General features: G+C 63.3%; 12 protein-coding genes. 4 read left to right on the top strand and 8 right to left on the bottom strand.

Translation table 11 applies throughout. The features are described 5' to 3' along the window. Positions 1-772 precede the first annotated feature (772 nt). The 3 genes from C446_RS04485 to C446_RS17815 all read right to left on the bottom strand — a co-directional run bounded on the left by C446_RS04485 (position 773) and on the right by C446_RS17815 (position 4,947). On the bottom strand, positions 773-2,776 hold the full coding sequence (locus C446_RS04485) for an ATP-binding protein (protein ID WP_006671879.1): 2,004 nt from the start codon (positions 2,774-2,776) through the stop codon (positions 773-775). A gap of 92 nt (positions 2,777-2,868) precedes the next feature. Continuing rightward, complete coding sequence (locus C446_RS04480) at positions 2,869-3,879, bottom strand: tyrosine-type recombinase/integrase (RefSeq protein WP_006671878.1); 1,011 nt, start codon at positions 3,877-3,879, stop codon at positions 2,869-2,871. Positions 3,880-4,608: 729 nt separating this feature from the next. Next, positions 4,609-4,947, bottom strand: coding sequence for a hypothetical protein (locus C446_RS17815; RefSeq protein WP_239639455.1), 339 nt, complete (start codon positions 4,945-4,947; stop codon positions 4,609-4,611). 818 nt (positions 4,948-5,765) lie between these two features. Between C446_RS17815 and C446_RS20210 the strand changes: the two genes are divergently transcribed. Beyond that, complete coding sequence (locus C446_RS20210; RefSeq protein ID WP_275039900.1) at positions 5,766-5,888, top strand: hypothetical protein; 123 nt, start codon at positions 5,766-5,768, stop codon at positions 5,886-5,888. A 64-nt stretch (positions 5,889-5,952) separates the two neighbouring features. Here C446_RS20210 and C446_RS04470 read toward each other — a convergent pair whose 3' ends face one another. Next, complete coding sequence (locus C446_RS04470; protein ID WP_006671876.1) at positions 5,953-7,386, bottom strand: hypothetical protein; 1,434 nt, start codon at positions 7,384-7,386, stop codon at positions 5,953-5,955. Positions 7,387-7,491: 105 nt separating this feature from the next. On the opposite strand from C446_RS04470, the gene trpB reads away from it, so the two are divergent. Further along, positions 7,492-8,673, top strand: coding sequence for a tryptophan synthase subunit beta (gene trpB / locus C446_RS04465; RefSeq protein WP_006671875.1), 1,182 nt, complete (start codon positions 7,492-7,494; stop codon positions 8,671-8,673). Positions 8,674-8,822: 149 nt separating this feature from the next. Here trpB and C446_RS04460 read toward each other — a convergent pair whose 3' ends face one another. The 3 genes from C446_RS04460 to C446_RS04450 form a co-directional block, all read right to left on the bottom strand. Continuing rightward, positions 8,823-9,266, bottom strand: a complete 444-nt coding sequence (locus C446_RS04460; RefSeq protein ID WP_006671874.1) for an HIT family protein — start codon at positions 9,264-9,266, stop codon at positions 8,823-8,825. 50 nt (positions 9,267-9,316) lie between these two features. Beyond that, positions 9,317-10,378 (bottom strand): glycosyltransferase, encoded by a 1,062-nt coding sequence (locus C446_RS04455; RefSeq protein ID WP_006671873.1) that lies wholly within the window; start codon positions 10,376-10,378, stop codon positions 9,317-9,319. 142 nt (positions 10,379-10,520) lie between these two features. Next, a complete protein-coding gene (locus C446_RS04450) occupies positions 10,521-11,213 on the bottom strand; it encodes a hypothetical protein (RefSeq protein WP_006671872.1) in 693 nt (230 codons plus the stop codon). A gap of 252 nt (positions 11,214-11,465) precedes the next feature. Here C446_RS04450 and C446_RS04445 point away from each other — a divergent pair, with 252 nt between their 5' ends. Both C446_RS04445 and C446_RS04440 read left to right on the top strand, forming a co-directional pair. After that, complete coding sequence (locus C446_RS04445; protein WP_006671871.1) at positions 11,466-13,331, top strand: S9 family peptidase; 1,866 nt, start codon at positions 11,466-11,468, stop codon at positions 13,329-13,331. 127 nt (positions 13,332-13,458) lie between these two features. After that, positions 13,459-14,466 carry a lysylphosphatidylglycerol synthase transmembrane domain-containing protein gene (locus C446_RS04440; protein WP_006671870.1) on the top strand — a complete coding sequence of 336 codons (1,008 nt, stop codon included), beginning with the start codon at positions 13,459-13,461 and terminating at the stop codon, positions 14,464-14,466. Positions 14,467-14,781: 315 nt separating this feature from the next. On the opposite strand, the gene C446_RS18535 is transcribed toward C446_RS04440, so the two are convergent. Then, positions 14,782-15,222 (bottom strand): hypothetical protein, encoded by a 441-nt coding sequence (locus C446_RS18535; protein ID WP_152419368.1) that lies wholly within the window; start codon positions 15,220-15,222, stop codon positions 14,782-14,784. Between the last annotated feature and the right edge of the window lie 1,210 nt (positions 15,223-16,432).

Below are 16,432 nucleotides of genomic sequence, written 5' to 3'. Positions count from 1 at the left end.
GAGCCACACCATGGAACGCGGGTTCGCCCCCTGCCGAGGCCCCGGACCGCTGGCCGCACCCCCACGCTGCAGCGCCACCAGCCCCTCCCCGGCCCGGTCTCCCGTCCGCCCCCCGCTGCGGACCACCCAGCCCACCGAACCACGCACACAACATCTCATCAACCCTGCTCCGCGGGGTCCCCTCGTTACCTGTCCCGCGCCCCTCGAGCACACGCATCTTCCTCTCCCTCCGTCTCGGTCAACATCCCCGTCTGTCAGGACCGCGGTGATGCACCACCAGCATCACCCTGGTCCCACCGCCTCAGGGATCGGCACCGCCTCGCTGCCGACTCCCCGCCACGCCACTCGTCTCCTTGAGGACACCACTGTCTCCTCCGACCTCTCGAGCAGGAAACACTGTCCCTCGCTCGCCCCGGCCGATCGCCACCCACCGTCCGATCGGCCACACCTCCACCCACTCCTCACCTCTTTTTCTCACCTCTCTTACTCATTCTTCTCCTTCTTTTCCTCCCTATTTTCTCCATTCATCCATCCATCTCTTTTATTCGTCAGCGACAGAATCATGAGAGGGTTCGATAGGCTCTATAAGTCTCTCTGACTCCCTCAAAGGGCGGAAAAATAGTGTGGGTCAATATAGAGATCGTAGATAATCCGAAACAATCTCTCGGCTGATTTCCTCCGCTCTCTCGTCGAAGGACCGTGAGGAGAGAAGAGGATTGTTTCCACCGCCTGGAGAATTCAGCGGACCCGCCAAAACCCCCTGGTGTGTCAGCTACGCATACTCTGAAACCGGCACAAATATCACCCGTGCAGGGATCTCACCGAACTCCTCGCGGACTGCCGTTTCTATCCTGTCCCTGACACTGGTGTCAAGGTACGCGACTTCGACCCGGTCCACATCGTACTCTAAGCATTTCACGATATTCGTCAGTTCGTGTTCCGGACTCCGGGCCACCTCGACGGCAACCGTCTCATCACCCCGTACCGCATAGACGTCGATCCGGCGTTGGTCGACAGCGAACTCGATCTCTGCATCGAAGCCCTGCGTCTCGAAGGCCTCCTTGATCTGTTGCTGCCAGTACCGGTGCTCGATCCCGCGCCGTCCGGTATCTGCCACGTCGTATCCGCGGTCCTCTAAAGCCTGCCGGCCCGCGTCCGTGAGCTCCAACAGCTTCGGATTTCGTCCCGGCGTCCCGGTTCGGACTTCGCTCTCCTGGATGAGTCCCAGCGTCAGCAACTCCTGCTTGGCCGCGTTCCCCTGTCGCGCCACCACGTCGATCGTCTCATACCGCTCCGACAACGAGAGGAACGGCTCTTCGGCCACACTCGCCAACAGGGCTTCGGCCACCTCCCCCACGGGCTCGTCCTCCTCTTGGTCGTCCTCCGGTTGCTCGCCGATCGCGACTAGGAACGGGTCCGGCCGCACCCGCTCCGCATATGAAAACGGATCCAGTTCGGGCTGCATCCGCTGCCGGATATCGGCCTCGGTCATCGTCTTCTCCAACGGATACCCTGGAAGCTGGAGGGGAACCGGATCGCGGTCCGCCAGCTTCAGGACGGCCTCCCCTTTCTCCAGTGTCCGGGTGAAATCCGTCTCCTCGGAATCAAGTCCAAATGTCCGCGCCATTTCCGCGGTGTCTTTGCCGCTGCCCAGCGACAGCCACAGTTTCGCGTTCGTGTTCGCCTTGACCGAATCCGTCAGCTTGGAAGGCTCGTGATCCGCAATGATCAAGGCCTCGCCGAACTCCCGGACCTTCCCCATGAGATCGTCAATTGGCGGGAACCCGGACTCCGGCTGGCGCTCCCGGTTGACGTCGAACACCCGCTTGGCCTCATCAAACATAACGACGTGCCGCAGTCCTTGGCGCTGCCCCTGCGCGTCCCGATAGTAGTACAGCCACGTCAGGATCGCCTCAACCACGAAGTTCGCCACGTGCTGGTTCGGCTCCTTCAGTTCGAACACGACGTTCCGCTCCAACAGATCCTCAAGCGGGTAGCCCCGGCTACAGTCGAAGATCTCCGCGGAGAACCCGGTCATCATCGACAGCCGGGACCAGACCCGCTCCTTATACCGATACCGCGGGGACGCCTTCGGGATCTCGTCCGCCGCCACGAGCGCCTTCAACTCGAAGACGGACGGGTACCGTGGTCTATCGGCTGCCTCTGTGAGGTCGTACAGCGCATACAGGTCGCGGAGCTTCTCGAGAAAATAGCTCTCGGACCCGATCAACAGGTCCGTTGTGTGGGCAAACGTATCCGCGATGACCTCACCCCATTTCGCCGGCTGCACGCCCGGCGGCGGTTGGAGCGGATTGAATTTGAGGTCACGCCAGTTGATCACCAGGAGATCCTGCTCGGTCGCAAGATGCCGGTAGTCGTTCTTGAAGTCGAACACCATGAACGGCAGGTCCCACGTAGTGCACTCCTCCATCAGGTTGTAGAACATGGTCGTCTTGCCGGCACCCGTCCGGCCGACGATCAACAGGTGCTCGTTGACCTGTTCAGGCGTCAGGCCAACCACCTCCCCGTTGGGGGTCTCACCCAGATAGAACGGCCCGCTCACATCGTCATACGGGTAGAACTCGTCCGGCCGCACCGGTCGCTCCGCCCGCTTCCGCTGCTCGTAGAGTTCCCGAATGTCATTGTAGAACCCGCGGTTAACCGCCGCCACCCGTAACACCTGCTCAATCCGCGCCTCATCCTCCCCCACGTACTCCATCAGATCCTGTAGTTCCTCGAGCTCCGCTTCTACCGGATCGTCATCTTGTCCCATCATACCGGCCAAATAGACGGGCGTCCCGGATACGTGGCCCGTGCCACGACACGTTCCTCGCTATTCACTAGAGGCGTGCCGATGGTGTCCGGGCGTCAGATATTCTCGAGGTACTGACGCCGCTGTTCCATCTTCTCGCGTTTTGTGCGGCGGTCGTAGTGCTCGTCGATCACGCTCTCAGACACGTTCGCCCGATTGCTGACGGCTTTCGCTGGCCACTCCTGATTCAACGCGTACGTGATCCCGCCACGGCGCAGCGCGTGTGGACTCACACTCGAGGGACAGTCGTACGCATGCTCGTAGTCAAGCGCGGTACAGGTGTCCTGGTCACGGTCGTGCGGACAGTTTCCTGTCGCGATACAGGGCCGTGTATACTGGTAGCAGTCGCCGCGTAGCGTTCCTTTGTGGGCACGTCCTTCCCGCGTCGCCAGTAACGGCTTCCGTCCGTATTCATCGGTCACCTCGGGCCGACGCGTCGCAATCCAGTCGTCAAGCAATGAGCAGACATCGTCAGAGACCGCAACCAGTCGCTCCCCCTTCGCTTGGTTCTTGATCGGCGTACCCGTATCGGGCCGATGGTGTACCTCCAGTAACTGGTCATCAGGATCGTAGTCGTCCACATCGAGTGCATGGGCCGCTCCGACGCGCATCATCGTATGCCACAGCAGCGTCAACAGGACGTGCGGTCGGGACGCGTACTCGTACTTCTCGAGGTAGTCCAGGATCTCCTCGGCCCGGTCCTGCTCCAACATCACGTCGCGGACGTTGTCCTTCCCGGTCAACTGCGGTGACCGGACCTTGACATGGAGATCCTCCTCGACGGCGTCGATCGACTCAAGGTACTTCACGAACACCCGGACGGTATCCATCTGCGTCTTCTCGGACGCCGGCGACAGGTCGCCGTCTTCGCGCCGCCACAGCCGGTATTCCTGCATCTTCCGGCCGGTCAACTCGTTCAGGTTGTCGATACCCTGCTGGTTGCACCAGCGCACGAAGTGACTCAGCCGGGAGCTGTGCGAGTACAGTGTTGCTTGTGTGACCTCGGTGTCGCGGTCGGTCAGGTACAGATCCAGTGCGGTTTCGGGATCGATCGGTTCCAGACTCATGGTTCAGGTCTACGTGACCCCGGGACCAGAACCACCGATCCTCATCCAGCGAATTCGGGCGGTTCACAGGCCGAAAGGTCGATTCGTTCGCCTTGCGTCCGCAAGCCTGCAGCGCCCATCCGAAATCAACCTTCTTCGGAACTAATCTTCGTTCCTCAGTAGAGGCTTTCTTCTTCCACGTATCAGTGGATTCCCCCCTTCGGAAAGAGAGGTCTAAATCGGATACCAGGTGGAGACCACTTTCGGGACCGCGTAGTCGGGCGGTTAGCCGCGCAAACGCAGGGTGGTCGCGATGAGACTCGAGGAGTTGCTGGCCGAGGTCGACAGCGCCGAGCTTCGCCGTCGTGTTCGATCGCGCCCACAGCCCACGGCAGAGCGGGAGTTCCGCTGTCCCGAGTGCCAGGCACGGTGTACACGACTCACCGACGGACATTCCGAAGCGGGTCACAAATCCTGGTGCTCACGCCGATTACAGCGAACCGGTGCAGAACGGCGTCCGCCAATCCTCACTGACGGCGGGGAGGTGGAAGAATGACTACTGAATTCGTCCCCGCAAGTCGCCTCTACCACGTCGAAAGCCGAACGCCCATAGCCCATCCAGCCCACCAAGCGAGCGACGAGGACGTGCGGGACGCGCTCGAGGAGCGAGCGGTTCGGGCCGACGGTGGACACCCCTCAAACGGAACTGAGCAATTTATGGAACGAGAGGGGCTGACCTGTCCCTTTCAGTCAGCATTCCTGATAGGAAATGATCGACGGTGGGCTGAAGCCTCCTGAGCTTCCGATTTCGAAGCGAACGAAGACACACCGTTCATCACCGTCGATATGTTCCGTTGTGTCGATTTCCTGCTCACCGTCAGTGGCGACGACTCTGACGAGATAACAGCCGGGACTACCGACAGGGGATTCCTCGAGGATCTGCGATCCAGGATCAACAGTATACGTCTCGGAAAAACGGGTTTCTCCGCTCTCAACGACGCTCACATCAATTTCTTGTGTCTCATTGTGTCGATTACGAACGGAAACCGAATCCAACAACGGCTCTGCTGGTTCGTCGTCTTGATACATGCAACCAGCCGTACCGAGGAGAGAACCGCTAGCTACCGCCAAGAGGGCTCGTCTCTGCATATCATTTCTTCTTATTCCTTGGTCAATAGGTTTCTGATAATTAACCTGTGTTCTAGAACAAGGAGTACCCGCTCACTACAGCCGGACACTGGTCGCGAAGGCGGTGATTCCCGATGAGCCGCGAGGAGCGTCCACGGACGGAATCGCCATGTTTCTGTCCGGAGTGTGATATATGGGTCGGCTGGAAGCGTGACGAGTGTTCTGCGGGGCACCGTCGTCCGCGGCTTCCGCTGCGAGACGACGACGTGGAGTTCGATCACTCCTGGAAGGTGACGCGCCGCCATCGGCTTCGAGGAAAGCTTCGATCGCTTCGTGACCGGCTCAACGGAGTGATCGGTCGATGACTCGCACCGATGACTCCGGCGAGTGTGAGCGGTGCGAGGAGTCGATCCCGGCGACGCGGCGGCTCTGTCCCGCCTGTGCTCGAGAGGTGCGGAAAGCGCGAGGTGGGCCGCTGTGAGCCGGAGTTCCGAACTCGAGAGTCCGAAAGCGAGCGGGGACTGCCTCGAGGGCAAGATCGTCGAGCGGATCGAGGCCCTGGAGTACGTCGGTGACCGGACGGCCACCTGGCACGACGCGAAGACGACGACCCTGACTCCGACCGCCCCACTACCGGCCCAATCGAACGGGCCGTCGAGGCGATCACCGCCGACCGCGCGCTCCGGCTTCACTTCGACGACAGGACACCGTTCTACGCCGACCACCGTCGGACCGACGGCGGGTTCCGGGTCACCCGCGAGGGGGTCCTCGACTGTGAGATGTCGGCGGCGACGATCGGCTACGGGATCGCTACCGCCACCTTCTACGAGTTCCGCCCGCTCGAGGCGAGCGCGTTCGCGACCGACGACGCCTCGTCTGCCCACGGCGATGGGGCTCGATGAGCGACCGGAGACACCGAACGACCGTTCGCCACTAACTCGTCGGCTCGCCCGTAGCCCTCGAACCTTACCCGTCTCGACCGTCGGGCGTTTCCCAGTCGACTGCGTACGCGTCGGTCTCGGCTGTGGCGATCTCGTCGAACCGATCGAACGCCAGCGACGGTGGGAGGGGGTGTCGCGCGTCGATCTCCGTCGGGATATCCGCGTGATAGCGGACGTGACTCTCGACATCGTAGGGGAACTCCTCGGGAGTGGTGCCGACGAACCCGTGTCCGTCCCGCGCGTGCTCGAGGGCGTCCCGCCACCGGTCGGCCGACGCGAGCCCCGCCGATTCGATGCCGTGGGCGAAGAGGTTCGCCCGGATGTCGTCGTAGGGCTCGGTAGTCTCGAGGTACGACTCGAGGTGGGCGACGTCCGACTCGGTGTTGAACGCCGCCCAGTAAGGGACCGAGCCGGTTCGGAGCGTCCACCAGGGCTCGACCAGCGCGAACGACTGGACGAATAGCCGTTCAACGGGTCGGTCCCGGGCGGCGTACCGCCGGCGGAAGCAGTCGGCCACGAACGGGCTCAGCTCCCGCGGGTCGTCGAACCGAAGTCGCCGCCGGTCGTACCCGCGTTCTGCCGCGAGCCGGTCCAGGTCCTCGCGAAGCGCCGGCTCGAACCCCCACTCGGCTTCGGGAATACGGCCGTCGGGCTCGGGGACATCCCACCCGCGGGCGTCCGCGCCCTGTCGCCCGAGGAAGGCCGCCACGTCGTCGCTGCCCTCGTAGTACTCCTCGGGTTCGAGTCCGCCCAGGCCGCCGAGCTGGAAGCTGTGGCGGTCGCCGACCTCGATCGCCGGCCAGTCGTACTCACAGTCGAGGGTGACGAGCGTCCCACCGGGCTCGAGGACGGTCTCGAGAAACGCCGTGTAGGCGTCCCCAAGCGTCCGTGACTTCGCACGGAAGTAGGCGAGCTTCCGGACCATGAGTCGGTCCTGGTTCGGGTCGTGCATCTGGTGGAGGGAGATATCGGGGTTTTCCTCGAGGAACGGCTGGGCGTGCTCGCGACCCCAGCGAACGTCCTCGCGGATCGCGTCGGGGTGGAGGTCCCGACGGACGGGGACGAGAAACGTCTGTGGGAGCCACGGGACGCCCAGAAGCGCCGCGAGGTGAACGGCCGCGCCGTTGCTCGAACCGACGACGACGGCCGGATACCCGCGCGTGGGGTACTGGTCGACGACCCACTCCCGAAAGCGCTCGACGTCGATCGTGCCCACCTCGTCGGGCGGGACCCCCTCGTTCGCGCCGCCGCGGGTGTAGATCGCGGTCCGGAGACCCCTCGGCAGGTGGTTGACCCGCTTCGCGAGTGGCGTCAACCGAGGGTGAAACAGCCCGAGAGCGGGGAACTGTTCGCCACGGAGGTAGCTGGCGGCCGCTCTGACGAACACCGTCGTCGAGTCGAAGTTCGGCAGACCGGGCGGCACGGCTCGGTCGCCGGAGAGCAACTGTGAAATCCTCATTGCTGCGGACTACAGAACCACGGCTCGGCGGATAAGACGCCGGCCGGCATTGCACTCGCTCGCGAGCGCGGAACTTACTTTACGGCTACCCTCCACACGTCAGGTATGTCCAACGATGTACACGACGACGGAACGTTCGACGAATACGGCGGGCGTCACGTTCCGGCCCCGCTCGAGGGCCCCCTCGAGCAACTGGCGGCTGCCTACGACGAGGTCGCGACGACCGACGAGTTCCAGGCGGACCTTCGTGAGCACCTCGAGTCGTTCGCCGGTCGACCGACCCCGTTGTACTACGCGGACAACCTGAGCGACCGCTACGGCGCGGATATCTATCTCAAACGCGAGGACCTGCTCCACGGCGGTGCCCACAAGATCAACAACGTCCTCGGGCAGGCGCTGCTCGCGAAACGCACCGGCCGCGACCGGCTCATCGCCGAGACCGGGGCCGGACAGCACGGTGTTGCGACCGCCATGGCCGGCGCGCTGTTCGACCTCGAGACGGAGATTTACATGGGCGCGAAAGACGTCGCTCGCCAGGAGATGAACGTCTTCCGGATGCGCCTGCTGGGAGCCGAAGTCAACGAGGTCACTCGCGGCGACGAGGGGCTCGCCGACGCCGTCGACGCCGCCCTCGAGGACTTCGCCGAGAACGTCGACAACACCCACTACCTCGTCGGCAGCGTCGTCGGGCCCGATCCGTTCCCGCGAATGGTCCGGGACTTCCAGTCGGTCATCGGCGAGGAAGCCCGCGAGCAGTTCCGCGAGCACACCGGCAACCTCCCGGACGCGGCGGTCGCCTGCGTCGGCGGCGGCTCGAACGCCATCGGGCTCTTCCACGCGTTCCGTGAGGACGACGTCGCGTTCTACGGAGCCGAAGGTGGCGGGAAAGGCTCGGACTCGAGCGAACACGCCGCACCTCTCGCAAGCGGGACGGACGACATCATCCACGGTATGAAAACACGGGTACTCGACGACGATGTCGACGTCCACTCCGTCTCCGCGGGACTGGACTGCCCCGGTGTCGGCCCGGAACACGCCATGTTCCGTGCGGTCGGTCGGTGCGAGTACACGGGGATCACGGACGAGGAAGCACTGGCCGCGTTCCGGGAACTGAGCGAAACCGAAGGGATCGTTCCGGCACTCGAGTCCAGCCACGCCATCGCGCGGGCGATCCAGTTGGCTGAGGGCGAGGCTGAGGACGAGGACGACCACGAGACGATCCTCGTGAACCTCTCGGGTCGCGGTGACAAGGATATGGAGACTGCCGCGTCGAAGTTCGATCTCTAAAGCATGTATTCGACACTCCCTACGGAGTTCACCAGCCTGGGAACTCGTTCGTTACTGACTAGGTATGGTGAGTGGCACCTCCCCGTCGTGAACGACGGGGAGGAGGTCACTTCGAGAGAGGACAGCGCGTGCGACATTCGCGCTCCGTACTAGGTCTCGTCTCCGGTCGCCCCGTCGACCGACTCCCGAACTGCCGTCGCCAACCGCTCGGCATCGGCTTCTCGAAGTCGCTCGCGCGCCAGCGCCAGCGAGATGCCGTCGTCCTCGAACCGCGGGAGCAGGTGGACGTGTGCGTGGTCGACGGTCCCGACGAGGGTGCCGCTCGTGTGAAAGACGCTGAACCCGTCGGGCTCTAACACGTCCTCGAGTGCGACGGCGACGATCCGGACTGCTCGGAAGACGTCGGCTCCGGGCGAGTCCATCGACGACAGCAGATCCGTCTCGTGTCCGCGAGGGACGACCAGCGTGTGGCCGGTCACGGCGGGGTTCTCGTCGAGAAAGGCGATCGATCCCTCGGTCTCGTAGAGCACGTGTGCGGGGCGATCGCCGGCGGCGATCGTACAGAACTCACAGTCAGTGCCGTCGTCTCCCATATCCGGTAGCTCTCGCGAACCGACATATAGGTGTCTCTCCGAATCGCCGGTCAGAGCAGCCCCGACGACTCCTGCAACGCGCGATAGGTCGTCAGATACTGGTCCCGGACGTCGTCGCGGTCGTAGTCGGCGAACCGATCGTCGAACGTCAGGCGCTCGAGGTCGCCCGCCTCGAGGATGGCGTCGGCCAGTTCCTCCTCGCTGGTCGTCCGAAATCCACGATCCCATCCTTCGACGAGTTCGTGGGCACTCGAATCGACGTGGTACTCGATGATCCCGACACAGCCGGCGGCGAGCGCCCGTAGCATCTCCGTCGGAAAGACACAGTGTTCGGCCGTCTGTGCGAAGACGTGTGCGCCCCGGTAGGCGGCGATGCGCTCCTCGAGCGAGCACTCGCCTGCGAACGTGATCCGATCGTCGATCCGGAGGTCACTCGCCAGTCGTTCGTACTCCTCGCGTCGGGGGCCGTCGCCGATCACGGTCGCGGACCAGTCCCGGTCCCGGAGTTCGGCCAGTCCGAGCAGGAGACTTTCCAGGTTCGCTCCGTCGTCGAGCCGCCGAGCGTAGATCACGTCGACCTCCTCGTCGGGCTCGGTGGATCGAATGCGGTCGATATCGATCGGGTTCGGAACGACTTCGATCCCGTCGCCGTCGACCCCGCGTTCTCGCGCCCAAGTGGCGACGAGCTCCGAGGGGACGACGAGCCGGTCAGCCCGCCGGGTCGTCCAGTCGGTCCAGCCGTCGCTTTCGGGTACGTCGTCGCCGTACCACTCGAGGAGAAACGGGACTCGAGCCAGGGTCGCCCCCCAGCTCGCCGCGAGAAGCTGGCTCGGCGGTCGCTCGCTGGCGTGCACGATGTCTGGGCCGAGCGACGCGATGGCGATCGGCAGCCGTGCGACGAATGAGTGCCAGGCCTCGGTGTCGGGTGCGAGCCCGTGGTAGGTGACGTCGTCGCGATCGAAGGTCCGGTGTTCGCCGTCCCAGAACTGTGCACAGAAGACGTGAACCTCGTGGCCGGCGTCCCGGACCAGCTCGAGGATCGTCCGGAGTCGCCGATTCGTCTCGGTGTCGCGGTGATCGACCGTTTCCAGCGAGACGACGGCGACGCGCATATGCTGCGGCACGTAGCGGCGGGATAAAAAGTCACTTCTTTCGAACAAGACGTGGGTACTCCTGGCCCGTCGCTCCGTGTCCACGCCGCCACGGTGTGAACGCCGGCCCTAACTTAATCGTCCGTGGACGACTGTAGCTCGATCAGTCGTCGTCCTGGGTCTCCTCGAGGACTTCGTCGACGAAGGAGTCGATTTGGTCGAAGACACTGTCCGCTTGGTCCTCCTCGTCGTCGGTGTCCGGTGTATCCGAGTCGTCGGTGTCCTCGGATTCGTCGGTTTCGTCTTCGCCTTGGTCTTCGTCTTCACTGTCCTCGGTGTCGGCATCGCCGTCGCCGTCGCCGTCCCCGTCTCCGTCGCCGTCCCCGTCTCCGTCGCCGGCTTCGTCTTCGTCTTCGGTCTCCCCGCCGTCCGGCTCGTCTCCCTCGCTCGCTTCGCCGTCCCCTTCCACATCGTCGCCAGGTGCTGTTTCGGCGTCGCCAGTGTCTTCTTCTTCGTCGACTGCAGTTTCGTTCGACTCGTCAGACTCGTTGCTCTCCTCGGACGGGTCATCGTCCGATTCCGATTCCGAGTCCGAGTCCGAGTCCGAGTCCGAGTCCAAGTCGGGCTCGTCGAAGCCACCGTCACTCCCGTCGCGTTCCCCGACTGGTTCGGACGCGGGCTCGTCGACTCCCTCCCCGATCGGCTCGACGCTCTCGTCGGTCGACGTGGAGGCGTTGTCGCCCGCGAACTCCGGGCCGACGACCGCCGCTGTCGCGCCGAACGCAAACAAGACGAGTACTACCGTCACGAGCACCGTCCCGACTTCGCGTGCCCCCGGGTCCGTGGCATCTGCCATCGCGTCTCGGCTCGAGCGTCTCCACGAGGGGGCTTTGTTAAGCACACCAATGGTTCCCACGCCAAGGGCTCCAGTCCCGCTCGAGGCGCGTCTCGGTCGCTGACGGGCCGCGCCCGGACGGCTACCGCCGCTGTAAGCGATCGCTACCCGCCGAAATACTGCCGTCCCCCCGAGCGGTGTCCGCTCGCCGGCCCGACCGAGCCGGTGGCCGGAACCCAAACGACTACCTCTTGGAGTCGATAGGCTCCGGGTATGAGTTCACGGTCCGACACCGACGAACAGGACGCTCCCGACGCGGGTCCGTACGACATCGAGCGGTATCTCAACGTTCGCAGCGCGTACGGCGCGTCGTTCGGCCCCGACGGGGAGCGTCTCTCGTTTCTGATGGATACCACCGGAACGTCCCAGGTCTGGACGCTCGCAGGTCCCCGTGAGTGGCCCGAGCAACGAACGTTCTACGAGGAGCGAGTGACGTTTGCCTCGTGGTCGCCCGAACGGCCCGAACTCGTCTTCGGGATGGACGAGGGCGGCAACGAGCGGGCCCAGCTCTACCGGCTCGACGCCGAAACCGGCGAGATCGTGAACCTGACGGCAAAACCCGACGCCAAACACCGCTGGGGCGGCTGGAGCCACGACGGCGACCGGTTCGCCTTCGCGTCCAACCGCCGCGACGAGGCGGTCTTCGACCTCTACGTGCAGGCCCGCGACGAAACAGGCGACGACGCGGAGGTAGTCTACGAGGGCGACGGCTGGCTCTCGCTGTCGGGCTGGAGCCCGGACGACTCCCGGCTGCTGGTCTCGCAAGCGTACTCGAACTTCGATCAGGACCTCTACGTGCTCGACCTCGAGGCCGACGAACCCGACCTCGAGCATCTCACACCCCACGAGGGCGACGTTCGCTATCAAAGCGCCAGCTGGGCACCCGACGGCGAGGGTGTCTACCTCGTGACCGATCAGGGTGACGCGGACACGCTCTATCTGGCGTACCTGGACCTCGAGAGCGGCGACCTCGAAACCGTCGTCGAGGGCGGAGAGTGGAACGTCGACGGCATCGCACTGGACGACGAGACCGGCCGGTTCGTCTACTCGCGAAACGTCGAAGGCTACACCGAGGTGACGGTCGGCGAGTTCGACGGGGACGATCCCACGGCGTTCGAGACGTTCCCCGAACCGGACCTGCCGGGTGGGGTCTCCGGCGGCGTGAGCTTCGCTCCCGATGCGGAGCGGTTCGCCCTGTCGACGACCGGGGATACCGTCAACACGAACGTCTTCGTGGTCGACGTCGAGACCGGCGACGCCGAGCGCTGGACCAGCGCGCCGACCGCGGGAATCCCACGGGAGACGTTCGACGAGTCCGAACTCGTCCACGTCGAGAGCTTCGACGGGCTGTCAGTCCCCGGGTTCCTGACCCTGCCGGACGACCACGACGAGGGTGAGACGCCGGTCATCGTCGACATCCACGGCGGCCCCGAGAGTCAGCGCCGCCCCTCCTTCTCGAGTGTCAAACAGTACTTCCTCGACCGTGGCTACGCCTACTTCGAGCCGAACGTCCGCGGCTCCGCGGGTTACGGTGCCGACTACGCCGCCTTGGACGACGTCGAGAAGCGGATGGACTCCGTGGCGGACATCGAAGCGTGCGTCGAGTGGCTCCAGGACCACCCCGCGATCGACCCCGACCGAATTACGGCCAAGGGCGGCTCTTACGGCGGCTTTATGGTACTTGCCGCGCTGACCGAGTACCCAGACCTCTGGGCGGCCGGCATCGATGTCGTCGGCATCGCCAACTTCGTCACGTTCCTCGAGAACACCGGCGACTGGCGGCGCGAACTCCGCGAGGCGGAGTACGGAAGCCTCGCCGACGACCGGGAGTTCTTGGAGGACATCTCGCCGACGAACAACATCGAGAACATCGAGGCACCGCTTTTCGTCCTCCACGGCGAGAACGACCCGCGCGTGCCCGTCGGCGAAGCCGAACAGATCGTCGAGCAGGCCCGCGACCAGGGGGTACCGGTCCGAAAGCTCATCTTCGAGGACGAGGGCCACGGCTTCTCGAAACTCGAGAACCGCATCGAGGCCTACTCCGAAATCGCGGCGTTTCTCGACGACCACGTCCGATAGGTGTATGTCGCGAGGGGCCGCCCGTTTCTGTCGTCGAACGCGATCGAAACCGCCCGACGACGACGAGTAATCGGCCAACCTTTCCGGTTGGCGGGCGTTAAGGCCTCCGTGGTTCCAACGGGAGCCTATGCGCTGGCGACGGGCGATCGGCGGGCTCGCGGTCGCGGTCGCCGTCGTCTCCCTTCTCGTCTACGGCGTCGGCTGGAACGATGTCGTCGATAACGTCCGCGAGGCCCATCCCGCTGGTCTCGCCGCTGCCCTCGCTGCGGGACTCGGAATGCTCGCACTTCGGGCCGCCCTTGTCCGTCGGTTGCTCACGCCAGTCGCGGGCAGTGCCCGAGGCCGGGCGTTCGTGACCGCGTATCTCGCTGGATACTTCGCTCGCAGCGCCCTTCCGTGGGGTCGGTCGACCGGGACGCCGGTGATAGCGTACCTGCTGTCCTCGCGCTCCGAGTCGGAGTTCGAGGACACCCTCGCGGCCGTCGCCGCCGGCGAGGGGTTCAACGTCGTCGGGAGCCTCGTCGTCGCCGGCCTCGGGGTCGCCACGTTCGTCGTCGCCGGCGGATCGGTCGACGCTGTCTCCGCCGCGGTCGCCGTCGTCGGAGGCGGCGGTGCCGTCGTCGCCGGCGCGGTCGTCGTGTTCAACCGTGGCGTCGCACGTCGCGTGAGCCTCGAGTTCGCGTCGAAATGCGAAACGGTTCTCGGTGCGGTGCCGTACTCCCCGCTTGCGGATCGGCGGGGGTTTCTTACGGCTCGGATCGACGGCTTCTTCGGAACGCTCGAGGCGATCCAGGCCTCACGGCGGACGCTCGCGGTCGCGTTCGGGATCGCCGTGCTCAGCTGGCTGTTCAACGCTGCGCCGCTGTACTTCGCGCTGCTCGCGCTCGGTGTGGACGCCCCGTTCGCGCTAGTACTCGTCTGCGCGCCGCTGGCTTCCTTCGGCGGAGTCGTCCCCCTGCCCGGTGGCAGCGGCGGGATCGAAGTCGTACTCGCGAGCCTGCTCGTCGCGACGGCTGGCGTCTCGGCGAGCGTCGCGACGGCGGGAGCGATCCTCTACCGGCTAACGACCTACTGGGCCCACCTCGCTATCTGTGGCTGTGTTGCTCTCACCTACACTCTGTGTAGAACCCGGTGAACAGGCGGTAGGTGAGAATAGACGAGTTTGGACGGTGGCCAGTGGCTTTGATTTCGTCTGTTCGACACCTACCACGGGTTGGTCCCTTCTTTTTCTCTGTCAGTATGTGTTCTATTGCTACGGTCGTTGCAGTCAATTACGAATACAAAGTGATGGGTGAGAGATGCTTTTCCCGCTTTGTGACTGAGACTTGAGTTTTGGCCACAATACCAAATAATTAATCAAATTGTGGCCAGCCGTGAAGCGTATGTCTGAAAAATGGATTAGAGAATACGATTGATGATTTAGACTACTGGTGAAGATCGATTATAGTTTTTAGGTCTCAATCGTAATGTCAATTACGTCGTCATCATACGCCTCATCCGTGGGGTACTCATAACATTCGAGATCAATTACTGTCGTTGCTCCGGCACTGAGGTGACCATCAACTTGAATTCCATTGAGATCTCCGTCATCGTCGAACTCTGGATCAAAGTCAATAGTCTCTCCATCAATAATACCGAAGGATCCGCTGCTACAGCCACCATGTTCGACAAAGAACGCAACGTCCTCGGATGCGCTTCCTGTGTTTTCAATGGTCATCGTATAGTCATTGTTTGCCGCAGCTGTTCCTGACGAAGCCAAAAGGCCTGCTCCAACCAGGGTAGTTGCTGCACCTTTCTTCAGCACGGACCTTCTCTTCAATTGGCCTGACATTGCATTTTCCCAATATTTCCGAATTTGAATGAATTTGGTCCATCCGGAAATAGCTTCCACTAACCCAAAATACATTAGAGAGAATTAATTTTTTGGATTATATATTGGTTTGTTCGTCGAAGTACGAACGGAGTGTGAACAATGGAACGACGAATGACGCCGATTACAATATTGAGCACGGGTACCCCGACAAGTTCGAGTCGGTAGCCCTAACCCACTGTCAGTACGCTAAATCTACGTCATACGCGTGAGTTTGTATCTCGACCTCCTCTCGTCGTCAATGCCACATTCGACAGCAGACATCCTCCTGTCGAGTGGTAACATCTCAGTCGAAGCTATGGTTACTCCCTCGTGACAGCGGGACCGATCCTCTACCGGCTAACGACCTACTGGGCCCACCTCGCTATCTGTGGCTGTGTAGCCGTCTACACGTCGGCTACCGGGATGGGCCAGCCGTAGCCTGTCGGTTTCTCGAGGCTGACGGGGAAGCAGTGACAGAGTCCCGGAGGGGCTCTCGAGTCGATCAGCACTGCTCGGATTCGTCCCCTGTTCGTGCAGCCGAACTCGAAGCACGAATCCGTCGTGCTCGGTGTAGAGTGCATCCGTCGGTGGCACTGGTTCCGCGTGGGAGGCCGCTTCGGTAGCCGCTGTACGTACGTCGTGTGGCCCGACTGCAGTGAGTCCACCTCGGCGATCGTGGACACACCGGGGCCGTCGGTTCGATCGTTTGGGATATCGCTCGCCACTCGAGGAGGACGTCGCCAGCTCGGTCCCCTGGAACCGGTCGGCATCGCTGTCGTACACGTGCTCGCTATCGGGTCGATCCTCCTCGGAAACGAACTCCCCACGGAGGGAGACGTATCGTTCCGCGGTTACAATCGATCCAGTCTGTATCGAATCCGTGCTCGAGTCGTCGGTGTCGTCGTCACTGACGGAACCGCTCGTGAGACAACCGGCATGCGCCACGAGGAGTCGTGACCGCTCGAGCGGCAGTCTCGTCCATCCCGTCGCCGGTCGTGTATCGGTCGCGGATTTCGTGGCAGGTCCTCAGGGCCTCGATCACCGTCCTATCGTCGGTGCCGCGCTCGTGGCTGTCGCCGCCTACCGAGCGACAGCCGCGGGATCGAAGTAGTGACTGTGACCTGCGATCTCGTGGCCGTCACTCTCCGTGAACAGAACACAGCGAGACGGAGGCGAGAAACGAACAGGGCTGGCCACACATGTCGCTCCCAAATCGCGCCGACTAGACGATGCCGCCACGGCAAACGGC

This window comes from Halobiforma nitratireducens JCM 10879, from assembly GCF_000337895.1.
In the GTDB taxonomy this organism is placed as follows: Archaea; Halobacteriota; Halobacteria; order Halobacteriales; family Natrialbaceae; genus Natronobacterium; species Natronobacterium nitratireducens.
This window is presented reverse-complemented; position numbering and strand designations above follow the sequence as displayed.